Raw genomic sequence first — 25,032 nt, forward strand, 5'->3', positions numbered from 1 at the left:
ACGAGAGGTCTCATGCGGATTCTGTGGCTGCCGGTCGTGTTACTGGCCGCGCTGACGGCGGCCTGCGCCAGCGTCGAGACGCCCGGGCCCACGCCCGCCGCGGCCGTCGAACCGTCGGCGCCAGCGCCCGTCGCCGGCTATGATTGGCACTTCACGCCCCAGGACGGCGCCGCGCGGCTGGCCTACGGCGTGGAGGAGAGCGACGATCTGCGTCTGGGCCTGGACTGCGTCGCCGGATCGGGAAAGATCGACCTGACCGTGCTGGGTCGGACGGGAGAGCGCGAAATCCATCTGGAATCCGGCGGTGAAACCGAACGGTTCGCCGCCGAGGGCGAGCCCTCAGAGGTCCACGACGGGGACATCCTGACCGCCTCGGCCCGGGCCGACGCTCCGGTGATGCAGCGCTTCCGCCGCGTGGGCTGGATAGCCCAATGGGTCGGCGGCCAGCGCGAGGTCTATGCTCCCCATCCAGGGTCCGAAGCCGGGGTCGAGCGGTTCTTCGCCCAATGCGGCTGAGATCGGGAGGCCTGGATTGGACGGCCAAGACCTAGCGCCAGGCGGACCTAATAGGCGTTCACCCGCGCCAGCAGCAGAGGCAGGGTGCGGACCACGATGGCCATGTCGCCCAGGAAGCTCCAGTGGCGGGCGTAGAGGACGTCTGCGTCCACGCGTCGGGCCATGCAACTGAGGTCGTGCACCTCGCCGCGCAGGCCCTGAATCTGGGCCAGTCCCGTCAGCCCCGGGCGGACGGCGAAGCGGCGGTCGTAGTTCGACAGGAGGGCCGCATAGTGACGGTCGTGCTCGATGGCGTGCGGACGCGGACCGACCAGGGCCATCTCGCCCTTCAGGACGTTCAGCAGCTGCGGGACCTCGTCCAGGCTGGTCTCGCGCAAAACCCGGCCGGTGCGGGTCACGCGGGCGTCGTCGCGGGTGGCGTGGCTGACGTCTGCGGCCGTCTGGGCCACCGTCATCGTGCGGAACTTGTAGATGGTGAAGACCCGGCCGTTCAGACCCGTCCGCTTCTGGCGGAACAGGATCGGCCCCGGGCTGTCGAGCGCGATGGCCAAGGAGATCGCGGCGTAAGCGGGCAGAAGGAAGACCAGAAGCAGCGATGCGGCTGTCAGGTCGAAGGCGCGCTTCAGGGTTGCGCACAATGCCGAGCGACCGAACCGGGGCCGCCAATGCGCACCGTTCGCTCCATAGACGACGGCCGAGCGGGATCTTTGCGATACGACGCCGTCGAACATGTTTAAACCGCCCCCCCGCCTGCAGGCGTTGCTTAACGAGCAGTTAAGGTCGGCGAATGTTGCAACGCAAGGCTTCGGAAAGACTTTGTTCAAGGAACGATGATCCGTGTCTCGGCCGACACACAACCAGGCGATGAACGGGCCTTAACCCTGATCGTTACGGGGGACGATACCCGGAGGATGTCAGGACGTGCGTCGATCCGAAGCTGGAGTTCGCTCGTGGCCCATCAAACCGCCGCTTCCGTCGGTATCGACGAGGACAGACCCGCTCGTCGCTGGTCGTCCCGACTGGGGTACGGCCTGGCGATCGGAGGGTCCGCGGCGACGTGGGCGGCTCTGGTCGCCGCGATCGTGATCCTGACCTAGAACAACCGCTCGCGAATACGGATGGTGTCGCCCGGCGCTACCCGGGTCGAGGTGGTCAGGGGGAAGGCTTCTTCGGCGTCGCCACTGGCCCGTTTGATGAAGACGCGACGGTTGTCGGCCCGGTAGGTGAAGCCGCCTGCGGTCGCTACCGCATTCAAAACAGTCAGATTGTTGGTGTACGGATATTCGCCGGGCGTGTTGACTTCGCCCAAAATATAGAACGGCCGATAGTTCAGAATTTCGGCGCTGACCCGGGGTTCAGTGATGAATCCGTCGCGCAGAGCGGTCGCCACCTCCTCCTGAAATTCGCCGATGGTCAGGCCGCCGGCCTGGGTCTCGCCGATCAGAGGCAGGGAGATCTTGCCGTTGCCGGCGACCAGGAATTCACCGGTCAGGGCCGCCTCGCCAAAGACCGTGACGCGCACCTTGTCCGCCACGCCCAGGCGATATTCCTCGATGACGCGAGCATCGCCGCTGTCAGGCGCGCCGGACGCCATCACGCCCTCGGCGCACGACGCCGCCAGCGCGGCCAGCAACACCCCAAGAACCACGATCAAGATCGTACGCAACATAGGTCCCGCCTCCGCTACCCGCACAAGGTGCATACCGCAGCGCAATGCGAGAGACCAGCGTCCCATGAACGCGGGTCGACTGATCAGCAGCGCTTCACAGGGTTAAGGCTAACGCGCTTGAAACCATCTTCGTAAACGCAGTATATACTGTGTCTATAATCTGAACATTATCACACCCTGTGCAGTATTCGTCTCGCTAAGAAAGACGTTACATGCATCTTCGTGTCACAATACATGCGGCGGCTCTGGTCGCCCTGATCGGCGCTCTGGGATGCGGGACCGCCAGCGCCGCAGACGAGAGCGGGTTCCAGATGCCTCTGGGCGCGCCGACGATGGCGCCGGCGGGGTTCGTGGCGCTGTGCGAGCGCAGGCCGGAGCAGTGCCTCTCGGTTGCACGTCCGGACGCCGAAGCCTTGTCCGAAGTTCGGGTCTGGGCCGGACAGATGCGGTGGGCGATGGTCTTCCAGACGGTCGGGATCGCCACGACGCCCGCCGCCATCCCCGAGAACGAGCAGGCCGAGCCTCCTCCCGCGCCCATCGCGCCTCGTCTGACCGCCGTCCCGCACGCGAAGGCCGTGACGCCGCAGGAGATCCGCGCGCTCAAGGACGCACGTCGCAAGCGCGGCTCGGCGGAGCCCTCGAAGACCAACCCCGTCGTCGGACGCCCGGCGGTCCTCGCCGTCCCCTCCCCGCCGCGCCCGGTCGCCGAGGTGTCGATGCAGACGCTTGAGGCCGTCACCCGACGGATCAACCGCGCCATCCGCCGGTCGTCCGACACCGACGCCTACGGCCGCGAGGATGTTTGGGTCCTGCCCGAAGGCCCGCGCCCCAGCGGCGACTGCGAGGACTATGTCCTGGCCAAGCGTCGCGTCCTGATCGAGGAGGGCGTGGATCCGGCGGCCCTGTCGATCGCGATCGTGCGCACGCGGCAAGGCGAGGTCCATGCCGTCCTTCTGGTCGCCACATCGGAGGGCGAGCAGGTCCTGGACAACCTCACGCCCTGGGTCCTGCCCTGGAGCGAGGCGCCCTACGAATGGCTGGAGCGGCAGGCCCCGGGTCGGCCGCTGACCTGGGTCCGCACCGCCGTCTGACGGCCGGGCTTGCGTCCGCGCGCGGTGGTGTCTTAGCTCGCGCGAGCCAGGAAACCGGCGCGAGGAGGACGGACCGTGCGGACGGCGATCGACAAGGCCTGGGTCGCGACGGCCATCGGGGCGCTGGCTCTGGCGACCAGCGGCGTCACAGCGGCGGCCCTCGCCTGGCCGGAGTCAGCGCCCGGCCGGATTCTCAACCTGGCGCCGTCGCACGAAGCCCGCGCCAGCCGATTGCTGGGCGATGCGAGCCCGAGCAAGGAGGATCTCGCACAAGCCCAGGCGGAGACAATGCGGTCTCTGCGCTCGGCGCCAGCCAACGCCACGGCGTGGCTGCGCCTGGCCTATATCGACAGTCGGCGGCAAGAGGGTTTGGGAGCCTTCGGCATCGCCGCGATGAAACGCTCCTATGACGCCGCCCCCTATGGCCCTGACGATACGGCCTGGCGTCTGAGGTTCGCGCTTAATCACTGGAGCCGGCTGGACGCGACCACCCGTCTTCTGGTGCTGAACGAGCTGCGCTTCGCACTTACGCACCGCAGAGCCGCTACGGTGCAGCTCGCGCATGACGTGTCGGACTCTGCTGGACAGGTGGCCGTCAGCCTGGTTCTCTTGGAGGCCGAATAGACGCGACGGTCAGCTATAGCGGCCGATTAGGGCCGCATCCGCAGCAACTGGCCGAGAGTCACTTTAAGGTCACGGTTGCACGGCCACCGTGTGGTGCGTCGCAAAAACTTCGCGTATCGCGGTTTGAAAACACCGATACCTGAGTTAACGATGCGTTGAAGGGGGCACACATGGCCAACAACGCACTCAAGATCGCCGGCGCCGCAGCGGCTGCCGCGCTGGTAGCCGGGAGCGGCGTCGCCATCGGCGAAAGCCAGGTTCGGGGCAGTGTCGGCGATGCTCCGGCCTCCACGATCGACGCAGCCACTCTGGCCGTTCAGATCACGGCGAATGCGGAACGCGACGCGGCCGCCGCCGTCGCCGACATGAACCTTGTCTCCCTGGTCGCCGAAGTCACTCAGAACCTGCCCGCCGGCACGACCCCCGAGGCGGCGGCCATCCTGATCCAGCAGGCCGTCGCCAACGCTATCGCGGCCGTCATCGCCAATGCGGTGCAGGTTTCCATGGCCGCCACGATCAGCGCCTCGGGCGCCAGCCAGAGCGTCGCCCTGGCGGCGTCGCAGACGGCGACCGCCAGCCTGAGCTCGTCGGCCGCCATCAACGCCGCGATCAATACAGCCGTCGCGACCGTCCCGTCCCTGCCGCCCGCCGTCGTCGCCAACGTCGTGGCCGCCGCCCAGACCGCGACCGCGACGGCCACGATCGCCGCCGCCAATGTCGTCACGGCCGCCGTGAGCAGCGCGGGCGCCGGGACCACCGTGACGACCAGCTCGACCGGCGCGGTCACCACCACCACCGCTCCTCCCGTCGTCAACGTCATCGTCTATCGCGGCTGAACGTCCTACCCGCCTGATACCGTCCGGCGTCCGGTTGGGACGCTCCCCCATTTCCGTTCTTCAGTCCGCGACGTTGTCGCGCTGATAAAGTGTGCGAGGCATGACCATGTCCAAGCTGATCCAGCGCGCCGTCGCCTCCATGGCCGCCAGTTCGGTCGCGCTGGTCAGCGCCGCCGCGTCCGCCCAGGTGGCGACGGGCGGAGGAGTCGACAACTTCTCGCGCAACCGCAACACCTCCGTGCAGCAGCGCCAGCGCCCCGCCTACGAAGCGGCCGGCATCCGCAGCGGCGGCTTTCTTGTCTATCCCCGCCTGGAGGTTCAGGTCGAGCGCAACGACAACGTCTACGCGACCTCCGCCAACGAGGCCGACGACACGATCGCCCACATCCGCCCGGAGGTGTCGATCGAGTCCGACTGGAACCAGAACTTCCTGTCCGCATATGTGCGCGGGTCCATTAATCGCTATGCCGACCTCGACGGGGAAAACACCGACGAGTTCGGCGTCGGCTCGTCCGCGCGGATCGACGTGACCCGCGGAGCCAACATCGGCCTCGGTGCGGACTACACCAGCTCGTTCGAACCGCGCACCGCTCCGGATTCTCCGGCCAACGCCATCGAACCCACGGCCCTCCACACGGCCCAAGCCTATATCAGCGGCTCGCGCGCCGCCGGTTACGTCAAGCTGAGCGGCCGCGCCGACTGGCGGACCTTCGACTACCAGGACGGCCGCACGGGCGCCGGGGCCGTCATCGAGCAGGACACCCGAGACCGCAACGTCCTCAGCGTGTCGGGCCGGGTGGATTTCGCCATCAGCCCGGACACGGCGTTCTTCGCCCAGGCCACCGGCAACGGGCGGTCCTATGACATCGCCTCTACGACGACGGTGAAGAACCGGGATTCGACGGGCGCCGAATATCTGATCGGAGCGAATTTCGAGGTGAGCGCGGGCATGCGCGGCGAGGTCGCGGTCGGCTACATTAGCCAGGACTTCGACGAGGCGGTCTATCAGGACACCGATGGCTTCGCTGCTCGCGCCCAGCTGGAGTGGTTCCCGACCGAACTGACCACCGTAACCGTCGCGGGCGGTCGATCCATCGAGGATTCGGCGACGCCGGGCGTCGGCGGTTTGCTGTCGTCCAATCTCAGCATCGGCCTCGACCACGAACTGCTGCGCAACGTCATCCTCAACGGCCGGGTGAGCTGGGGGCGCGACGAGTATGAGGGCATCGACCGCGAAGACACGCGGCTGGGCGTCAATCTCGGCGCCACCTACCTGATCAATCGAAATCTCGGGGTGAACGCCTCCTATTCGCTGCTCGACACCAGCTCCGAGGGCGCCCAGCGCGATAACGATTTCACCGTCAACAGGCTCGCCGTCGCGCTTGTCGCCCAGTTCTAAACGGTCTCCGGCCGGTCGGCCGAACCTGCTCCAGTGAAGCGTCGTCGATGAATCAAGCGTTCGATCCCAATGCCCTGACCGCCCAGCCGCTTGGAGACGAGCCGCAGGGCGCGTTCGGATCGACGGCCTTCGCGCGCGCCTTCGACATCCATCACATGCTGGCGACGTTCCGGCGGCGGCTGAAGCTGTTCCTTGCGCTGGCCCTGCTTGTCTTCGTGCTCGTGCTGGTGGCCACGTTGCAGGCGACGCCCCTGTATACGGCGACGGCCAGCGTGATGATCGACAACCGCACCGAACAGGTCGTCGACACCCAGGCCGTGCTGTCCGGGCTGCCGGCCGACGCCGCCACGGTTGACACCGAGGTCGAGGTCCTGCGCTCGCGCCGCTTGGCCGAACGCGTGGTCGAGACCCTGAACCTGGATCAGGACCCTGAGTTCAACGGGGCCCTGCGTCCTCCCGGGATGGTCCAGCAAGCGACGAACGCATTGAAAGAGCTTTTCAGCGCCGCCGCTCCGAACGGCGCGAAAGAACCGTCGCCGCTGGAAGCCCAGCGCCAACGCGAACAGATCGTCGACGGCGTTCGCAGCCGTCTGGATATCCGTCGCGTCGGCATGACCTATGTCATGGGCGTCAGCTTCACCTCGACCAGCCCGGAGAAGGCGGCGCGCATCGCCAACGCCTTTGCCGAAAACTATCTGCTGGAACAGCTTCAGGCCAAGTTCGAGGCCACGCGTCAGGCCAACGAATGGCTCAATACGCGTCTGGGCGATCTGCGCGGCGAGGTGATCCAGGCTGAGGCCGCCGTCGAACAGTATCGCAACGCCAACAACCTGTTGAGCGCCTCGGGCGCGACGCTGACCGAGCAGGAGATATCGACCTACAACCAGCAACTGGCCACGGTGCGGGCCACCCAGGCTGAAGAGGAAGCCCGGCTCAACACCGCGCGGCGTCAGTTGGCGGGCGGATCGACCGGCGACGACGTGGGCGAGGCCCTGGGATCGGCCGTCGTCCAGCAACTGCGCGCCCGACGGGCCGAGGTCAGCGGTCGCGTCGCGGATTTGTCCAGCCGATACGGTCCGCGGCACCCCGACATGCTGCGCGCCGAACGCGAGCTGGCGGACATCGACGGTCAGATCCAGGCCGAAATCGGCCGCATCGTTTCCAATCTGGAGGCTCGGGTCCAGGTCTCGCGCGAGCGGACGCGGTCGATGCAGGGCAGCCTGTCGGGTGCTCGGGGGGCCTTGGCCGCCAACAACAGCGCGGGCGTGCGGCTGAACGAACTGCAACGCAACGCCGAGGCGTCGCGCACCCTTTACCAGGGTCTGCTCGACCGCTTCAAACAGACCACCAGCCAGGAAGGCCTGGAGGAATCCGACGCTCGCGTCGTGTCGCGCGCCATCATTCCGGGCGGAGCCAGTTCGCCCAATGTCCCGCTGAACCTTATGCTGGGCCTGGTCGTCGCTCTCGGCGCTGGTCTGGCCGGGGTGATCCTGGCGGAAATGCTCGACGCAGGCATGACCACCGGCGAGGACGTCGAGAACAAGCTGGGCCTGCCGCACATCGGGTCGGTGCCGCTGGTGGAATCCATCGCGACCGCGAGCGAACGCGGCATGGCGCCGGCCGATTATCTGCTCGCCAAGCCGCTGTCGGCGTTCGCCGAGGCCATTCGCGCGCTCCGGACCTCGATCCAGTTCTCCCGGGTCGGCCAGACGGTCCGCGTGATCGCCGTGACCTCGACGCTCCCCGGTGAAGGCAAGACGACGACGTCGGTTTGCCTGGCCCGGTCGGCGGCCCAGGCCGGGCAAAGGGTCGTGATCATCGACTGCGACCTGCGTCGTCGCTCGGTCAATCGGCTGATCGGGATCGAGCCGGAGGTGGGTCTGCTGGAAGTCCTGGGGGGATCCGCCAGCCTGGAGCAGGCCCTGCATCTCGACGCGCCGTCGGGCGCCCACGTCCTGCCGCTGACCCACACCGCCTTCACTCCCCGCGACGTGTTCAACTCCCAGGCCATGGATCAGTTGGTTGAGACGCTGACCGCAAACTTCGACCTGGTCATCCTGGATACGGCGCCCGTCCTGGCCGTCGCCGACACCCGCGTCCTCGCGGCCAAGGCGGACACGGTGGTGTTCCTGACGCGCTGGCGCGCCACGCCACAGAAGGCCATCACCAACTCTCTCAAACTGCTCGACAAGGCCGGAGCCCATGTCGCCGGTGTCGCCCTGGTCCAGGTCGATATGCGGTCGCAGGCGCGCTACGGCTACGGCGACGCCGGCTACTACTACGGCGCCTACAAGTCGTACTACACCGCGTGACCGGGGCTCGCTCCCGAGGCGTCCGGCCGGGCGAGACCGAGGCCGCACAGTGGGCGATGCTGGGCCTCGCCCCAGCGGCGATCTATCTCGGCCATTTCTTCCTGGGGGCGGCGCTGCCGCTGCCGGCGCTGATCCTGCTGATGGTTCTGTCGGGGTTGCTGTGCATCGCCCTGTCGACGCGGAGGGCCCGTCTGGAGGTCGCCTCGATCAGGCCGGTCTGGCCGCTGGTCACCCTGTTCGGACTTGTGATCGGGTCCGCCCTGCTCAGCCTGACCGACTGGGCGCCCGGTGGCGGCCACCCGATCTGGGCCTGGGTCGACGCGCCGCCTGCGGCGAGCATCAATGTCTCGGCGACCCTCATCGAGATCGTCAAGCTGATCGGGCTCGCGGCGGTCTTCGTGCTCGGATGTCTGATGGGGGCCACCAGAGATCGTGCGCGGCGGAGCCTTCAGCTCGTGCTCTGGCTCGGCGCGGCCTACGCCCTCGTCAGCCTCGTGATCTTTCTGGGCGGTGAAGAATTGGGTCACGCCAGCCGCCGGCTGACGGGCGGGTTCGCCACTGCCAACGTCGCCGGCGCCCAGTTCGGCGTCCTGTCGCTCCTGGCGCTGAGCTGGGGCATGCGGCAGCTCCGGCAGAGTCGGCACGAGCCGACAGCCCGCCGCGTCACCGAGGTGGCGCCGTCCGTGGCCGCGCTTCTGCTCTTTCTGGTCTGCCTGATGATGACGGCGTCCCGCGCGGCGCTCGGAGCGACCGGGCTGGCAATGGCCGCGCTGACGACCTGGCAAGCGATCAGCGACCGACGCGCCCGCTGGCCTACGATCGCGGCGGGATGCCTAGTCGCCGTCCTGGCGGCGGTGGTCTTCGCGCGCGGCAATACCCTCTTCGTCGATCGATTCGACACTCTCGCCTCGGGCGGCGAGATCCGGGCGGCGGTCTACGACGCCCATTGGCGCGCCTTCCTGGCCTCGCCCCTGTCGGGCTACGGGCTGGGCAGCTACTCACAGTTGAACAACCAGATCATGACGTCGCTGAACGCCCCCGCCTTGTCGGACAGCGTGATCCTGCACAACGCCTATCTCCAGTGGCTGGTCGAAGGGGGTGTTTTCGGCGCCGCAGCAATCGTTCTGCTGATCGCCGCGATCCTGGGTTGGACGCTGTGGCGCATGCTGCAAAGACAGCGAAACTCAACCGTCCTCGCCGGTCTTCTGGCCGCCTCCGGATTGGTTCTGGTCCATGCGGCCGTCGATGTTCCGCTCAACACGCCGTCCTTCGAGGCCTTCTGGGCGCTTCTCCTCGGCCTGGGGTTCGCCATGGCCCAGACCTCGAGCATCCGGCGATGAGAGTCTTTGCCATAACGATGTGTTGGCAAGGCTTCGGGCGCCGTCCGGACCATGCTACGCGTGCGGTGCAGCATGGACGTGGCGGGGGGCGCCGATGACAGTTCCAAGACTGACGTCCGAGGCGACCGCACCCACAACCCTGGCGAGTCGCGCCGCCATGGTCGGCCGACGCCTGCGCGTCTGGGCGACAACCGAAGTCGGAGGCTGGATCATCGTCGGTCTGCTGCTGATCTGCGCGCTCTTGACCGCTGCGGCCGTCGTCATCCTACCGCGGATCAACGCGGCGCCGCCGGTCGTGCCGGCCGAGACTTCCACCCTAAGCGCGACAGGCGCGACGCCGATTCAGGACCTGGCTGATTTCACCCTGGCTCCCGAGGCCGTGCAGAACATCAGCCGAGATGCCGCGCGCGCCTGGAACGCCGCCCTGCCCTTCTCGACGGATCCGATCCGTCCGTCGGCGCCCTTTTTCGCCCCGCCCACGGATGTCGAGAGCTATGGCCGCGCGCTCGATTGCCTGACCACCGCCGTCTATTACGAGGCCGCATCCGAGAGTGCGGCCGGACAGGCCGCCGTCGCCCAGGTCGTGCTGAACCGCGCACGCCATCCCGCCTATCCGCGCACGGTCTGCGGAGTCGTGTTCCAGGGCTCGGAGCGGACCACCGGTTGTCAGTTCAGCTTCACCTGTGACGGAGCCATGGCCCGCACGCCCTCGGTCGCGGGCTGGCAGAGGGCCAGGGCGGTGGCCGCCGCCGCCCTGAACGGCCATGTCGTCGCGGCCGTCGGCACGGCGACCCACTATCACACCGACTGGGTCGCCCCCTACTGGGCGCCGCGCCTGTCCAAGATCACCATGATCGGGGCGCATATCTTCTATCGCTGGAACGGGGCCTGGGGCCTGCCGGCCGCCTTCCGCGGCGTCTACGCGGGGGCCGAACCCGTCGTGCCCAAGATGGCGGGCCTGTCGACCATCGCGTTCCAGACGCCGGTCGAGGTGTTCGACGCTTTCGACGCGCCTGCTCTCGAGACTGAGAGTGGCCCCCTGCCCCAGGCCGCCAGACTGGCGCCGACGGTGTCGCTGGTTGATGGGGAACCGGCCGCCGCCGCTCCGGAGACGCTGCAGGGCGCCGAAACCACGGCTCAGACGCCGACCGCCCCGCTGACGCGTCCTGTGGTGTTGCAACGCGACGCGCCGATCATGGCCGATCCGCTGGCCAGTCCCACCGCCCCGCCTGTCCGGCAGCGGCAACGCATCGCGGCGCCCTCGGGATGGTAGCCTTCGTGCTTCGGATCGCGCGAGAGCGCAGCGACGGGAGGGCGACGTGACCCTCATCAGCGGCGGCCTGATGCCGGACTACGGCGATCATTCCGTGACTGACGGCTCAGTGGGCCGTCCGCGCCCTCAGGCTCTGGCGGGACAGCGAAAACGCATCCTGGTCATCGGCAAATACTATCCCCCTTTCCAAGGCGGGATCGAACACGTCACCCAACTCTATGTCGACCGACTGTCGCAGACCCACGACGTCCGCACGATGGTCAACGCCCATGACCGAACGAGCGGCGAGGAGCGGTTGGGTCGCGCCAGGCTGACACGACTGCGGACCTGGTTTTCGGCCTTCTCCCAGCCGATCGCGCCCTCGCTGATGTGGAAGCTCCGTCTGTCGGACTACGACATGGTTCAATTCCACGCGCCCAACCCGTTCGCAGGGCTGGTGCTGTGGCTGCATCTGGCCTGCAGCCGGTTCCGCGGCGTGCTCGTGATCGTGCACCACATGGAGATTCACGGGCGCGGACTGATCCGCGCCTGTGTGCAGCCCATATACCTGGCTTTGGTCAGGCGCGCGGCGTGGGTCGCGGTATCGTCCCGCAAGAATTTCGCGCTGTCCCGAGACCTGCCGGCCGACGCTCCGATCGTGACTTTGCCGTTCTGCGTCCGCGCGGACGAATACTCGATCAGCGCTTCCACCAGGGCCGAGACCCTGGCCTGGCGACGTGCGCGGTATGGCAAGGCGCCGCTGGTCGGATTCGTGGGCCGGCATGCACGGTACAAGGGGCTGGACGTGCTGGTGCGGGCGCTGGCCGAAATGCCGAACGTTCGCGCGGTCATCGCAGGCGACGGGCCGACGCGGGCCGAGACCATGACGCTGGCGAACGCGCTCGGCGTCGCGGACCGGATCGACTTCCCTGGCGCGCTGAACCACGCCGACAAGCTGCGATTGCTGTCGGCCATCGACGTTTTCGCCTTCCCTTCGACCGAGAACACAGAAGCCTTCGGCGTCAGCCAGCTGGAGGCCATGCAGGTCGGCGCCGTGGTCGTGGCCAGCGACCTGCCTACCGGGGTCACGGACATCTCCATCGACGAGGAGACCGCCCTAGTCGCCCGCCCCGGAGACCCCGAGGACCTGGCCCGCCAGCTCACGCGCGTCCTGACGGACCGTGACCTGGCGAACCGGCTGAGGACGAATGCTGCCGCCCATGTCGAGCGCACCTTCTCCGAGCCGGCGGTCCTGACGGAACTGGATCGGCTGACGCGCGTGGCGCTGCAGTCGCCGACCGGCCAGCCGCAGGCACGCGTGCGATGAAGGTCGTCGGCCTGAAATCCGCCTGGAAAAGGCTTCGTGACTTCGCGGCGTCCCGGTCGGGCAAGGGTCTGTCCGCCGCCACCCTGTATCAGGCGGCGACCTATCTGCTGCCGCTGATCACCTTCCCCTACCTGGCCCGTGTGCTGGGCGTGGAAGGGTTCGGTCTCGTCGGTCTGGCCACCGCCGTCGTCGGCTACGCCCTGCTCGTCACCGAGTGGGCGTTCGGCCTGACCGCGACCCAGGCCGTCGCCCAGAGCCAGGGGGACGCGGCGGCGGTCAACCGCATCATCTGGTCGACCCTGCTGGCGAAGACCTGTCTCGGCCTGGTCTGCGGCGCCGCGATCGGCATCGGCGCCCTGTTCGCCCCTGCCGACCTGAGGCCTGTCTTGTGGGCCTCAATCGTGACTCTTGTCGGGATGATCATCAGCGTCGACTGGGCGCTCCGTGGAGTGCACGCCACAACCAGTTTCGCCGCGACGTCCATCATCGGCCGGGCCGCTGCAGTGCCCTTGATCTTCATCCTGGTCCGCGATCGGGGGGACGCCGCCATGGCCGTATTCAGCCTGGGCGTGGGCGGTCTGATCACCGGAGCCCTCGGCATCTGGCGGGGCGTTCGAATGGGTCTGATCGGCAGGCCCGAGACGGGCGTGGGCGACGCCTGGCGGGCCATCAGAGGGGGCGCCCACGTCTTCGGCTCGATGGCCATGACCAGCCTCTACACCAACACCGTCACCGCCGGGTTGGGTCTCTTCGCGGGCACGGCCCAGGTTGGGCTATTCGCTGCGGCGGACCGGGTGAGGAAGCCGTTCGCCACCCTGCTGTCGCCGATCAATCTGGTCTTTTTCCCCCGAATGGGAGAGCTGGCGGCATCGGATCCGCCGGCGGCGGAGCGGATGGCGCGACGGCTTCTGATGATTCAGGGCGGGGCAGCATTGCTGCTCACCCTGGCGCTGATCGCGTCCGCGCCCCTGGTGGTGCGCATTCTGCTGGGCGACGCCTTCGACCCGGTGGTTCCCGTGCTGCAGATCCAGGCCGGGCTGATCTTCCTGACCGGGCTCAGCAATGTTCTGGGGCTGATGATCATGCTGCCGTTCGGGATGAAGCGGGCGTTCACCCTGTGCATCCTTTCCGGGGCCATCGTCGGCCTGACGGCTCTGTTCCCCCTGGCCCATTCGCATGGGGCGCTCGGCGCCTCGATCGCAGCCTGTCTGGCGGAGTTCAGCGTCACGGCGACCATGGTGTTCGCCCTGCGACGGCGATTCTCCTGGGTAAGACTGGGGCGCGTCCGGTATGCGTGAAATCCTGATCGTCGGCGCCGGTTTCGCGGGCGCGGTCTGCGCCGAACGCCTCGCGGCGCGTGGCGAACGGGCGCGGGTTATCGACCGGCGGCCGCACATCGCCGGCAATGCCTATGACGAACATGACGCGCACGGCGTGTTGGTCCATCGCTACGGGCCGCACATCTTCCACACCAACGCCAAACGCATCTTCGAATATCTGAGCCGTTTCACGGACTGGCGCTTCTATGAGCATCGGGTCCTGGCCGAAGCGCGCGGACAGCAGCTTCCGATCCCGATCAATCGCACGACGCTGAACAGCCTTTACGGTCTCGAACTCGACGAAGCAGGGGCCGCGGCCTTCATCGAACAGGCGCGCACCCCGCGCGAAAAGATCGCGACCAGCGAGGACGTCGTCCTCAACAGCGTCGGGCCCGAGCTCTGCGACCTGTTCTTCCGCGGCTACACGAAGAAGCAGTGGGGCCTGGACCTGTCGGAGCTTTCGGCGGGCGTGGCCGCGCGCATCCCGACCCGCACCAACGACGACGATCGCTATTTCACCGATGCGTTCCAGTTCATGCCGTCCCATGGGTACACGGCGATGTTCGCGCGAATGCTGGACCACCCCAATATCACGGTGGAGCTGGGCGTGGACTTCCACGACATCGACCGTTCGAGCTTCGACCACATCGTCTATACCGGACCGATCGACGCCTATTTCGACCACCGCTTCGGCCCCCTGCCCTATCGCAGCCTGCGGTTCGAGCACGAGCATCTGCCGGACGTGGATCAGGCCCAGCCGGTCGGGACCGTCAACTATCCGAACGACCACGCCTACACCCGCATCACTGAGTTCAAGCATCTGAGCGGGCAGACGATGTCTGGGACCTCGATCGTTCGCGAGTATCCGACGGCGGAGGGCGATCCCTACTATCCGATCCCCCGGCCCGAGAACGAGGCCCTGTTCAAGCGATACCGCGAACTGGCCGACGGAGAGCCGAACGTGACGTTCGTCGGCCGTCTGGCCCAGTACCGCTACTACAACATGGACCAGGTCGTGGGGGCCGCGCTGTCCGCTGTGGAGGGCATGCCGTGAAAGTCGCGATCTACGAACGATACAGGCTGCGACAAGGCGCCAGCGGTCCGCCCGGCTATCTCTGGTACCTACGCTGCGGCCTCGAGACCCTCGGCGACGACTCGATCGTGTTTCTGGAAGGCGACACGGCGACGGCGCCGAACCGCCCCCCGCCCTCGCGGTTAATGCAGCGGCTTCGCGACGTCAGCCCAGGCCTGTGGAGGCTGGCCAAGTCCTATGGCCCCTCGGAACTGAGACGCCAGGTCATCGACGCCACCAGGAACGTCGCCGAGCTCCGTCTGCCCGATTGGGCCGAAGTCGAACTGCGGGACGGCGATTTCGACCTCATTCACTGCCACTGCGTGGAGGACGCCGTCCGGGCGCACAACTCGCTCGAATGCCTGGGATTGCGAGACCGGACACGCATCATCACCACGGTCCATTCGCCCGAGCCGCCCTATCTGGAAAGCCTGGCGGGCTTCCACGGGCATGGCCTTCACCGATCGCTGGAACGGACCGCCGAGCGAGGGCTAAAGACCATCGACGACACGGCCGTGCGGGTGTCCGACGGCTTCATCTTCCCGGCGGCGGAGGCGATCGAGCATTTCGCCTCGTGGTCCGCCCTGACCAAAGCGCTCTCCGAGAAACCGCTTCGGTACGTGCTGACGGGCATCACCGAGTCGGCCCAAACGCCGTCCACATATCCGTTGCCCGCCGGCAGGCTCAAGCTGATGTTCGCCGGACGGCACAACGAGGTGAAGGGCTACGACCTTCTCAGCTCGGCGGCGCCGCTGCTGGAACGGCATGATGCGGTGATGGTCGTCGCCGGGGCCGCCGGCCCGCTGCCGACACCCGAGCATCCGCGATGGTGCGAGTTGGGGTGGATCTCCAATGCCCGCAGCGTGATGAGCCGGTGCGACGCCTTCGTGCTGCCGAACAAGGCCACCTATTTCGACCTCGTCGCCCTGGAGGTCCTCGCCGCCGGAAGGATGTTGATCGCGAGCCGGACGGGCGGCAACAAGGTTCTGGAGCGGCTGTCCGACGGCGTCCTGTTGTTCGATCCCACCGAGGCCGGTCTGAGGGGCGCGCTGGAGGAGGTCGCCGCCCTGGACGCGAACGAACTCGCCCGACGCGGGGCATCGAACCGCGCGGCCTTCGACCGGCATTTCACCGCGACCAGGTTCGCCGAGAAATACCTCGTGGCCATCCGGTCGCTCGCTGCGGGCGCCAGCGGCGCCGTGGACGAGCCTTCGGATCGGAACGTCTCCCTTTGCGCATAGTCCTGACATCCGGTCACAAGGCCGACTGGGATGCGGGGGCGTCGAGCGTCTATCTGAACCTGCATCAGCAGCTCGGTTCACTGAACCACGACACGTCGATCCATCACTACGACCGCTACGGAGCGTCGGGAGCGGTGGGTCGGCTCGCCGGTCTGGTCGATCCCTTGCTGCTCGATCGGGTGCTGTACGACGAAGTCAAACAGGCTGACGTTGTCGATGTGACGGGCGGCCTGGGCTGGAAACTGTTCGACCGGCTCGGTCGGGAGGCCGGCGGCCGCGCCCCGCTTCGCGTCTGTCATCTCCACGGGCTGGAGTTCAAGGACGACCAGGCGCGAATGATGGAAGAAGCCTCCCAGCTCCTGAAAACGCCGCTCCTTTACAGGCTCTTCGGCCGACATCTGCGGAACTGGCATGAGTTTCGGGCGATCAGGAACGCCGATCTGGTCATCTGCCACAGTTCGAGGGAAGCCGACGCCATTCAGGTGGCGGGGCTGAAGGGCGAAAACCAGATCGCCGTCGTTCCCCTGGGCGTCGATTCCGGCCCCGTGAAACCGCGAGACTTCACCGTGGCCGCGATCCGCATCCTGTGGTGGGGCTCTTGGACCGAGCGAAAGGGTCGGGCCTATCTGCCGCGCACGCTCGAACTGATCGCCCGGGAGGTTCCCGAGGTGACCCTGACGATCGGCGGCTGCAGCTCGGAGAAAGCCAGCATCCTCCGTGCGTTCGGTCCGGCGATGGCCAGTCGCGTTGAAGTCCTGCCGTTCGTGTCGCGGGCGCAGCAAAGCGACATCATGGACGAGCACGACGTCTTCCTGTTCCCGTCGATTTCAGAGGGGTTCGGCCTAGCGCTGCTGGAGGCGATGTCGCGTGGGATGCCTTGCGTCACGACCTACACCGGAATGTACGACTGGCTGGAACACGGCCGGAACTGCTGCGTGGTCCCGATGCAGGCGCCCTCCGCGACGGCTCGCCAGATCGTGACCCTTCTCCGGAGCCCGGCGTTGAGGTCGGCCCTGTCCGCCGAGGCGATCGAGACGGCCCACGCATTGACCTGGCGAAACTTCGCCGAAGGGGTGGCGCAGGCCTACGCGCTTCATCTGGAACGACGGACCGGGCGATGCTGATCTCGGTCCTGGTCCCCACCTACCGGCGTCCGGACGATCTGGCGCGCTGTCTCGCCGGTCTGGAAAGGCAGACCCGGCGCGCGGACGAAGTGGTCGTCGTCCATCGCGAGGACGATCTCGAAACCCGCACCGTCCTCAGCCGGTTCGCAAAGACCCTGCCCGTCGTCGCGGCGGCGGTGAGTGGTCCGGGCGCTGTCAGGGCCTACAACCTCGGCCTGGACACGGCGGCGGGGGACCTCGTCGCGATCACCGACGATGATGCGATCCCGCACACGGACTGGCTGGCGCGGATCGAGACGCATTTCGCGGCCAATGAAACACTCGGCGCCGTGGGCGGCCGGGATGTCGTGCACGAGGACGGCGTCGCCATCGCCGCGAGCCGATCCGTCGTCGGGCGCATACAGTGGTTCGGTCGGGTGATCGGCAACCACCATCTGGGGCGCGACGGACCGCGACCTGTGCATGTGCTCAAGGGCGTGAACATGAGTTTCCGGCGCGCCGCCATAACGGGCCGCCGGTTCGATGCCCGACTGAGAGGCGCCGGCGCGCAGGTCCATCTCGAGATCGGCCTCTGCACCGCTGTTCTCAAAGCCGGATGGGGCGTCGTCTACGATCCGGAGGTGCGGGTGGATCATTTTCCCGCTCGGCGGCACGACGACGATCAGAGAACGGGCTTCTCCGCCGGAGCGCAGGTCGACGCCGTCCACAACGAGACTTTGGCCCTGCTCGACTATCTGCCGTGGGCGCGCAGAGGTCTGTTCGTCCTGTGGGCGACGATCGTCGGCACGCGGCAGTCGCCCGGGGCGGCGCTAGCGCTGCTGACGGCGAACCGGCGAGAGGGGCGAGACCGCTTCGCCGCCACGATGAAGGGACGAGCGCAAGGGATCGGGACATGGTTGCGCACACGCTGAGGCGCGCAGACAGACCCGTGGGGCCCGGCCTCTTGTCGCGGCCGGAGACGCTGGTCCAGTGGGCGTTCGTCATCGTCACGGCGGGCCTGCTCGCGATCGGCGGCGGCGGGTTTCTGACGCTGGCCTTCACTCCGCTGGCGCTGGCGGCAGGCGGCTATCTGTATGTGAAGGCGCCGACGCGGGACTATCTGTCTTTCAGTCTGTGGCTTTGGATGCTGACGCCGATGGTGCGCCGCATCGCCGACTGGCAAAGCTCGTACCACGTCATAAGCCTGGCCATGCTGGCTCCCCTCGTGGTGACCGGCCTCTCCCTGATAACCGTCGCGCGGATGGGACGATCGCTGGTCCGGGGACCGATGTCCGGGTTCACGCTGATGATCGCCGTCTGCCTGTATGGGGCGATCCTGGGATTGCTGCAGGGACACGGTCTGGCGGTGGTCTACGCCCTGCTCAACTGGCTGGCCCCCTTGGCCGCCGGGCTGCACATCCTGGCCCATCGACGTGACGTAGGCGGCATGACCCGCGCGGTCTTCACCACCATGGCCTGGGGCGCGCTGATCATGGGCGTCTACGGCGTGCTGCAGTATCTGGCGCCACGTCCCTGGGACATCCTGTGGATGATCAACTCCGCGATGACCAGTATCGGCAGGCCTGTGGCCGGGCAGATGCGCGTCTTCAGCACCATGAACTCGCCCGGGCCGTTCTCCGTTCTGCTATCGGCGGGGCTTCTGATCCTTTTGTCGCCGATGGTCGCGCGCCTCCGCTGGTTTGCGGCGGCGCCCGCGCTCGCGGCCTTCGCCATGACCCTGGTTCGCTCGGCTTGGGGCGGCCTGGCCGTCGGACTGGGCGTGCTCTTCATCCTCGGACAGGGGCTGGATCGGTTTCGCTACATGATTGTAGCGATGGCGGTGACGCTGCTGACCCTGCCTCTGCTGACCATTGGCCCCATCGCCGAAAGCGTGCAGACGCGACTGGAGACGGTGACGCGCATCGAGCAGGACGCCAGCTTCCGGGCGCGCTCGGAGTTCTACGGGTCGATGGGCGCCGACGTCCTGACCCTGACCGTCGGGAACGGACTGGGATCGACGGGGCTGGCGACCCGCCTGACCACCCGGCAGGGAGAGATCGGCACCAACGGGACGTTCGACAGCGGTCTGCTGGACATGCTGTTCACCTTCGGTTGGGCAGCCGTTCCGGGCTTCATCGCCATCGGGATGATCCTGGTCGCAGTCATTCGGGTGGGCGGCCGCAACAACGCATCCCAGATCTGTTCGGCCATCATGATCTCGACCGTGGCCCAGATGGTGTTTTCAAACACCCTGACCGGCCCGACGGGCCTTGTCGCCCTGTCCCTTGCGGCTCTGGCGGTCGCTCAGTCGGCCGCCGGAGCTCAGGCGAACGGATTGCCGGCGCGACGGCGCACGCCATGAGGATCGTGATCGTCACCCACTGTTTCAAGGCTAGCGATGGTCAGGGACGCGTCAACGCCGAGGTGGCGCGCGCCGCCGCCCTCGCCGGCCACCAGGTCCATCTGATCGCTGATGAAGTCGCGCCGGACCTGGTCGAGGCGCCGGGAATCACCTGGACGCGTGCGACGCACGGTCCGTTGCCGACCGCCCTGCTGAAGTACGCCTGGTTCTGGGCCTCGTCCGGACTCGCCTTGCGCAAGGTGAGGAAGGGGGCGGACGTCGTGGTCGTCAACGGCTCGGTCACCGCGGGACGCAGCGACCTCAATGCCGTTCACTTCGTGCACGGGGGATGGCGGGCGTCGCGGCATTACCGGACCGCCGGCGGCCTCAAGGGTCTCTACCAGACGCTTCTCGGCCGGTTGAACATCATCAGCGAGCGGAGGGCGTTCGACCGATCCCGTCTGCTGACCGCGGTTTCACCGGCCGTGGCCGAGGAAATCCGGCGGGTCCGTCCGTCTGCTTCGATCGAGATCATCCCCAACGGGGTGGATTGCCAGGAATTCCATCCGCGCGACGCCGGCGAGGTTCGGCCGAAGGAGGCTGTGATCCTGTTCGCGGGCGACATCCGAACCTCACGCAAGAACCTGGACACCGTCCTGCAGGCGCTCACCCGCCTTCCCGGCGCTCGACTTCACGTCGCCGGCGACACCACCGGCAGCCCCTATCCTGAAATGGCTCGGTCGCTGGGCCTGCAGGACAGGGTTCGATTCCTGGGTCAACGCGGCGACATGGCAGACGTCATGCGCGACGCTGACCTGTTCGTCTTTCCCTCGCGTTACGAACCGTTCGGCCTGGTCATTCTAGAAGCCTTGGCGACGGGCCTGCCAGTGGTGACCACCGTGGCGGCCGGCGCGGCAGAACTGGTCCGCGATGCGGACGGCGTCGTTCTGCAAGATCCGGACGACGTCGAAGCACTCGCCCGCGAAACGGGGGTGCTGCTGGCCGATGCCGCACGGATGGCGCGGGCAGGCCTAGCGGGACGACGGATCGCCGTCGAGCACAGCTGGGACCGGATGGCCCGTCGCTACATCGACGCTTTCGAACGCCTCGCCCCGACGACGAGCACGGCATCATGAAGACCCTCCACCTCGGCCTCGAGTGGTTTCCGGAGCGGGCGGGCGGACTGCCGCGCTATTTCCACGATGTGATGCGCGCCGCCCCGCCCCATTTCGGGTTCGAAGGATTGGTGCTCGGCTCGGAGCGGATCGCCGAAGAGACCGGCGGGCGGGTCGAAGCGTTCGCCCGCTCCGAGGACGGCTTCCCGACCAAGATGTCAGGCCTGCGCCGCACGATGCGACGGCGGCTGGCGGCGACCGATCCCGATGTCGTGGTGTCGCACTTCGCCCTGTTCGCCCTGCCCGTGCTGGACATGATCAACCGGCCCCACGTCGTTCATTTTCAAGGACCCTGGGCGGCCGAAAGCGCGGTGGAAGGTCAGGACAGCCTGCGGGTGAGGATCAAGCGGATGGTGGAGACGGCCGTCTACCGCCGCGCCGGGAGCGCCATCGTCCTGTCGGAGGCCTTCGCTACGATCCTGACGCGCGACTACGGCGTCGCCCCGGAGCGCATTCAGGTGATCCCGGGCGGTGTGGACGTTGTCCGGTTCGACGTCCCACAGACACGATCGCAGGCGCGCGACCATCTGCGCTGGCCAAATGACAGGCCGATCCTGCTGGCTGTGCGGCGGCTGGTGCGCCGCATGGGCCTGGATGTGCTGATCGAAGCCATGGCCGCCGTGGTGCGGATGCATCCGGATGCGCTGCTGCTGATCGCGGGACGCGGCCCCATGGCCAAGGACCTGCAGACGCTGATCGATGAGAGGGGGCTGGGCGACCATGTCCGGCTTCTGGGCTTCGTGCCGGACGATGATCTGCCCATCGCCTACCGGGCGGCGGATCTCAGCGTCGTTCCGACCCAGGCGCTGGAGGGGTTCGGACTGATCGCCGTGGAGTCCCTCGCCGCCGGAACGCCGGCCGCCGTCACGCCCGTCGGCGGATTGCCCGAGATCGTGGGGCCGCTCTCGCCCGATCTGGTATTCGAAAACGCGTCAGCCGCAGGCATCGCCGACGGTATTCTGCGACTGCTTCAACCCGGCGGCGCGCCAACGGCGTCGGCCTGTCGCGCGCACGCCGCAGGCTTCGACTGGGGCGTGATCATACAGCGCCTGGCCGTCGCCTACGGAGCCTCGAGATGAGCAAGCAGCATCGGGTGATGTTCCTGCTCAGGCGGCTCGACCTCAACGACGGGGTGAGTTCGCATCTGGATACCTTATGCGGGGAACTGGCCAGCCGGGGGCACGCCGCGATGATCCTGTCGGGGCCAGTTTCGGGTCAGGAGACGATGGCCGAGCGTTTGGAGCGCCTGCGGTCGGCGACCGAGCGGATCGACGCCGTTAACTCTCATGGTCTGTTTCGCTCGCTGCTGCCCGCTGGGCTGAAAGCCGCGCGAGCGTTCAAGCCGACCGTGATCCACGCCCACGGACTGTCGGCTTCGGCGCTTGGGCGCGTCCTGTCCTGGATCAGCGGCGCGCCGCTGGTCACGACCAGCCATGTCCTGATCGACCAACCGAGGCGAAGCCAGCGGGTCAAGGCCGGGTTGCTGGCGAGGATGATGCCAAGCGACCGGATGATCGCGATATCGTCAGCCCTGCAATCCTATTTCGCCGACACCCTCGGGGTCCGCTCCTCGAGAATCGACCTGATCCCGAACGGCATCCGCAGCGACGACTACACGATTCCGACGCCATCCCAGCGCAGCGCTGCACGCGAAGCTTTCGGCCTGACGGCCGAGGCTCTGGTCTGCGTGCTGCCCGGCCGTCTCGACAGGACCAAGGGCCATCACATCGCCGTCGAGGCCATCCGCCGTCTGGGCAAGGAACGACCCGTCGTCTGCCTTTTCCCCGGCTCCGGCGACGGGGCGGACGAGATCATCCGCCATGCTCTTGTCACTGACAGGGACCGCGAGCGCTTTCGCTTCCTTGGCCAACTCCCCAACCTGCGCGCGGTTTTCCAGGCGGCGGACGTCTTGCTTCTGCCTAGCCACAACGAGGGCTTTGCGCTGGTCGTCGTCGAAGCGATGCTGTCCGGCTGCGTGCCGGTTCGCACCCCTTCCGCAGGGGCGTCCGATCAGATCGAGGATGGGGTCGGGGGCTTCATCGTGCCTTTCGCCGACCCGACGGCATTGGCGGATCGCATCGAGCGACTGTTCGATCCGGACCTTCGACATCGTTTGGCGGACGCGGCCCACGCCAGGGCGCGCAGAGAGTTCACCGCCGATGTCATGACCGTCCGCACGCTTCGGACCTACGACATGGCCATCGTGGCGGGAGCCGGGAGATGACCCGCGCGCTGCCCTCCATCCTGATCGTCGATCAGTCCGCAGAGATCGGCGGGGCCGAGCTGTCGATGCTGGACTTCGCGACCCGCTACGACGGCCCGCTGGAGATCTGCGTTCTGGCCGAGGGGCCGTTTGCGGCGCTCGCCAGGGAACGCGGCGTAGCGGTCAGCGTCATCCCGCTCGGCAAGGTGTCGGAGATCAGACGGGGCGACAGCGGCTTCAGCCTGATGCGCGTCGCGTCGGGGCTGTGGTCCACGGGGCGGCGACTGGGAGAACGAGCCCGAAGTTTCGATCTCGTCATCGGCAATACACTGAAGGCCTTCGTCATCGCCGCCCTGGCGCGACCGCTGCATCGCCGGCCGGTGGTGTTTCATCTGCACGATCTGCTGACGGCCGAACATTTCAGCCTGCCGCTGCGGATTGGCGTCGTCCTGCTGGCCCGCCTGGCGGCCTGGCGGGCCATCATGAACTCCGAAGCCACCGCCGCCTCATTCGTGAAGACCGGCGGGCGGCGCGAGCAAGTTCGCGTGGTCTACAATGGCATCGACCCGACGCCCTTCGAGGTCGTCGATAGGTCGGCGGCGAGAGCCGCGCTGATCGCCGAGACCAGCCTGTGCGCGGAACGGCCGATCGTCGGCGTCTTCAGTCGCCTGGCCGAATGGAAGGGCCAGCACGTTCTGCTGGAGGCCTTGGCGCGCCTGTCGGACGTTCAGGCCGTTATCGTCGGCGGCCCTCTGTTCGGCGAAGATGCCTACGAGGCGCGGTTGCGCAGGTTGATCTCCGATTTCGGCCTGGACGGTCGCGTGCGCATGACCGGGTTTCGCAAGGACGTGCCCTCGCTCATGTGCGCCGTCGACGTCGTGCTGCATACCTCGACTTCCGCGGAGCCATTCGGCCGGGTGATCGTCGAGGGGCAACTGGCGCGCAAACCCGTCATCGCGACGCGAGCGGGCGGAGCTGTCGAACTGATCCGTGACGGGGAAACGGGGATTCTGGTCACGCCGGGCGACTCGGCCGCCCTGGCCGAGGCGATCGGCGGCCTTGTCGATCGACCGGATCACGCACGTGCGATGGCCGAGGCGGGGTACGGCTATGCGACCGGTCACTTCCTGATCGACCGCCACGTGGCGAATATGCGGCTCGCCCTCGATATCGACGCAGTCGATCCGACGCAGGAACCCATGCAATGAGCGATTGCGTCCTGGTCACCGGCGGCGCCGGCTATGTCGGATCCCACGTCTGCTTGGCCCTGGCCAAGGCGGGGTTCACGCCCGTCGTCTATGACGACCTGAGCAATGGCCACGCCGAGTTCGTACAGTGGGGACCGCTCGAACAGGGCGACATTCGTGACGGCGCCAGGCTGGACGCCGTGATCGCCGAACACAGGCCCGTGGCCGTCCTGCATTTCGCCGCCCTCATCGAGGTCGGTGAATCCCTCAGAGAGCCTGGCCGGTTCTTCGACAACAATGTGGGGGGGGCCATCACACTCATCGAGGCGGCTCGGCGCGGCGGGATCGGCGTGATGGTCTTTTCGTCGACCTGCGCGATCTTCGGCAATCCCGTGAGCCTGCCCATGGCGGAAGGGCACCCTCGCGCACCCCTCAGTCCGTACGCCAGGTCCAAGCTCCAAATCGAGGAGGCTCTCGCGGACTACGACCGCTACGTCGGCTTCCGCTCGGTGTGCCTGCGCTATTTCAACGCGGCAGGCGCCGACGAGCAGGGGCGGATCGGCGAGCGACACGAGCCGGAGTCTCACGCCATTCCGCTGGCGATCCAGACGGCGCTGGGCCTGCGGCAAGGCTTCAAGGTGTTCGGCGCCGACTACGAGACGCGCGACGGCACGGCGGTGCGCGACTACGTCCACGTCGCCGACCTGGCTGACGCCCACCTGCGGGCGCTGAAGTATCTGCTGGCCGGCGGGGAAACGAATGCCTTCAACCTGGGCACAGGAACCGGCACGACGGTAAGCGAACTGATCGAGGCCATTCAGCGCGGGGCCGATCAGCCGTTCCCGGTCGAGATCGTCGGCCGACGGCAAGGCGACCCCACCTGTCTGGTCGCCGACAGCAGCCGGGCGCGCGAGACCCTCGGATGGCGGCCCACGCGCACTCTGGACGACATCGTTCGGACGGCCTGGCGATGGCACAGGGCAGAGATGGACCGCGGCCGGCGGGGTTCGGCCCAAGGATAGGGG

General features: G+C 67.4%; 23 protein-coding genes. 21 read left to right on the forward strand and 2 right to left on the reverse strand.

What is annotated here, in order from left to right:
• Positions 1 to 12: 12 nt before the first annotated feature.
• Entirely contained in the window at positions 13 to 516 is a 504-nt protein-coding gene (locus O5O43_RS10370) for a hypothetical protein (protein ID WP_271083808.1), read from the forward strand.
• A 47-nt stretch (positions 517 to 563) separates the two neighbouring features.
• On the opposite strand, the gene O5O43_RS10375 is transcribed toward O5O43_RS10370, so the two are convergent.
• On the reverse strand, positions 564 to 1,154 hold the full coding sequence (locus O5O43_RS10375) for a sugar transferase (RefSeq protein ID WP_271083809.1): 591 nt from the start codon (positions 1,152 to 1,154) through the stop codon (positions 564 to 566).
• A gap of 312 nt (positions 1,155 to 1,466) precedes the next feature.
• On the opposite strand from O5O43_RS10375, the gene O5O43_RS10380 reads away from it, so the two are divergent.
• Positions 1,467 to 1,613: a hypothetical protein gene (locus tag O5O43_RS10380; RefSeq protein WP_271083810.1), complete on the forward strand. Its 147-nt coding sequence runs from the start codon at positions 1,467 to 1,469 to the stop codon at positions 1,611 to 1,613.
• Here the strand turns inward: O5O43_RS10380 and O5O43_RS10385 are convergent.
• Positions 1,610 to 2,110 carry a polysaccharide biosynthesis/export family protein gene (locus tag O5O43_RS10385; RefSeq protein WP_271086424.1) on the reverse strand — a complete coding sequence of 167 codons (501 nt, stop codon included), beginning with the start codon at positions 2,108 to 2,110 and terminating at the stop codon, positions 1,610 to 1,612. The genes O5O43_RS10380 and O5O43_RS10385 overlap by 4 nt on opposite strands.
• Positions 2,111 to 2,397: 287 nt before the next feature.
• Between O5O43_RS10385 and O5O43_RS10390 the strand changes: the two genes are divergently transcribed.
• The 19 genes from O5O43_RS10390 to galE all read left to right on the forward strand — a co-directional run bounded on the left by O5O43_RS10390 (position 2,398) and on the right by galE (position 25,029).
• Positions 2,398 to 3,276, forward strand: coding sequence for a transglutaminase-like cysteine peptidase (locus O5O43_RS10390; protein ID WP_271083811.1), 879 nt, complete (start codon positions 2,398 to 2,400; stop codon positions 3,274 to 3,276).
• Between the two features lie 75 nt (positions 3,277 to 3,351).
• Complete coding sequence (locus O5O43_RS10395) at positions 3,352 to 3,900, forward strand: hypothetical protein (RefSeq protein ID WP_271083812.1); 549 nt, start codon at positions 3,352 to 3,354, stop codon at positions 3,898 to 3,900.
• 170 nt (positions 3,901 to 4,070) lie between these two features.
• On the forward strand, positions 4,071 to 4,736 hold the full coding sequence (locus O5O43_RS10400) for a hypothetical protein (protein WP_271083813.1): 666 nt from the start codon (positions 4,071 to 4,073) through the stop codon (positions 4,734 to 4,736).
• 100 nt (positions 4,737 to 4,836) lie between these two features.
• Complete coding sequence (locus tag O5O43_RS10405; protein WP_271083814.1) at positions 4,837 to 6,135, forward strand: outer membrane beta-barrel protein; 1,299 nt, start codon at positions 4,837 to 4,839, stop codon at positions 6,133 to 6,135.
• A gap of 47 nt (positions 6,136 to 6,182) precedes the next feature.
• Complete coding sequence (locus tag O5O43_RS10410; RefSeq protein ID WP_271083815.1) at positions 6,183 to 8,447, forward strand: polysaccharide biosynthesis tyrosine autokinase; 2,265 nt, start codon at positions 6,183 to 6,185, stop codon at positions 8,445 to 8,447.
• A complete protein-coding gene (locus O5O43_RS10415; RefSeq protein WP_271083816.1) occupies positions 8,444 to 9,787 on the forward strand; it encodes an O-antigen ligase family protein in 1,344 nt (447 codons plus the stop codon). Before O5O43_RS10410 ends, O5O43_RS10415 begins: the two co-directional genes overlap by 4 nt.
• Before the next feature lie 94 nt (positions 9,788 to 9,881).
• Positions 9,882 to 11,060 (forward strand): cell wall hydrolase, encoded by a 1,179-nt coding sequence (locus tag O5O43_RS10420; RefSeq protein ID WP_271083817.1) that lies wholly within the window; start codon positions 9,882 to 9,884, stop codon positions 11,058 to 11,060.
• A gap of 46 nt (positions 11,061 to 11,106) precedes the next feature.
• Positions 11,107 to 12,366, forward strand: coding sequence for a glycosyltransferase (locus O5O43_RS10425; RefSeq protein WP_271083818.1), 1,260 nt, complete (start codon positions 11,107 to 11,109; stop codon positions 12,364 to 12,366).
• Positions 12,363 to 13,664: an oligosaccharide flippase family protein gene (locus O5O43_RS10430; RefSeq protein WP_271083819.1), complete on the forward strand. Its 1,302-nt coding sequence runs from the start codon at positions 12,363 to 12,365 to the stop codon at positions 13,662 to 13,664. The genes O5O43_RS10425 and O5O43_RS10430 overlap by 4 nt, the downstream gene beginning before the upstream one ends.
• Positions 13,657 to 14,739 (forward strand): UDP-galactopyranose mutase, encoded by a 1,083-nt coding sequence (gene glf, locus O5O43_RS10435; protein WP_271083820.1) that lies wholly within the window; start codon positions 13,657 to 13,659, stop codon positions 14,737 to 14,739. The genes O5O43_RS10430 and glf overlap by 8 nt, the downstream gene beginning before the upstream one ends.
• Positions 14,736 to 15,998: a glycosyltransferase family 4 protein gene (locus tag O5O43_RS10440; RefSeq protein WP_271083821.1), complete on the forward strand. Its 1,263-nt coding sequence runs from the start codon at positions 14,736 to 14,738 to the stop codon at positions 15,996 to 15,998. Before glf ends, O5O43_RS10440 begins: the two co-directional genes overlap by 4 nt.
• Positions 15,989 to 17,122, forward strand: coding sequence for a glycosyltransferase family 4 protein (locus tag O5O43_RS10445; RefSeq protein WP_271083822.1), 1,134 nt, complete (start codon positions 15,989 to 15,991; stop codon positions 17,120 to 17,122). Before O5O43_RS10440 ends, O5O43_RS10445 begins: the two co-directional genes overlap by 10 nt.
• Positions 17,116 to 18,033, forward strand: a complete 918-nt coding sequence (locus tag O5O43_RS10450) for a glycosyltransferase family A protein (protein WP_271083823.1) — start codon at positions 17,116 to 17,118, stop codon at positions 18,031 to 18,033. Before O5O43_RS10445 ends, O5O43_RS10450 begins: the two co-directional genes overlap by 7 nt.
• A complete protein-coding gene (locus O5O43_RS10455; protein WP_271083824.1) occupies positions 18,015 to 19,463 on the forward strand; it encodes a hypothetical protein in 1,449 nt (482 codons plus the stop codon). Before O5O43_RS10450 ends, O5O43_RS10455 begins: the two co-directional genes overlap by 19 nt.
• Positions 19,460 to 20,578, forward strand: a complete 1,119-nt coding sequence (locus tag O5O43_RS10460; RefSeq protein WP_271083825.1) for a glycosyltransferase family 4 protein — start codon at positions 19,460 to 19,462, stop codon at positions 20,576 to 20,578. Before O5O43_RS10455 ends, O5O43_RS10460 begins: the two co-directional genes overlap by 4 nt.
• Positions 20,575 to 21,696 carry a glycosyltransferase family 4 protein gene (locus O5O43_RS10465; protein ID WP_271083826.1) on the forward strand — a complete coding sequence of 374 codons (1,122 nt, stop codon included), beginning with the start codon at positions 20,575 to 20,577 and terminating at the stop codon, positions 21,694 to 21,696. Before O5O43_RS10460 ends, O5O43_RS10465 begins: the two co-directional genes overlap by 4 nt.
• Positions 21,693 to 22,841 carry a glycosyltransferase family 4 protein gene (locus O5O43_RS10470; protein ID WP_271083827.1) on the forward strand — a complete coding sequence of 383 codons (1,149 nt, stop codon included), beginning with the start codon at positions 21,693 to 21,695 and terminating at the stop codon, positions 22,839 to 22,841. The genes O5O43_RS10465 and O5O43_RS10470 overlap by 4 nt, the downstream gene beginning before the upstream one ends.
• Positions 22,838 to 24,028 carry a glycosyltransferase gene (locus tag O5O43_RS10475; protein ID WP_271083828.1) on the forward strand — a complete coding sequence of 397 codons (1,191 nt, stop codon included), beginning with the start codon at positions 22,838 to 22,840 and terminating at the stop codon, positions 24,026 to 24,028. The genes O5O43_RS10470 and O5O43_RS10475 overlap by 4 nt, the downstream gene beginning before the upstream one ends.
• Positions 24,025 to 25,029 (forward strand): UDP-glucose 4-epimerase GalE, encoded by a 1,005-nt coding sequence (gene galE / locus O5O43_RS10480; RefSeq protein WP_271083829.1) that lies wholly within the window; start codon positions 24,025 to 24,027, stop codon positions 25,027 to 25,029. Before O5O43_RS10475 ends, galE begins: the two co-directional genes overlap by 4 nt.
• Positions 25,030 to 25,032: the final 3 nt, after the last annotated feature.

The sequence above is a fragment of the Brevundimonas sp. NIBR11 genome (assembly GCF_027912535.1).
Lineage (GTDB): Bacteria > Pseudomonadota > Alphaproteobacteria > Caulobacterales > Caulobacteraceae > Brevundimonas.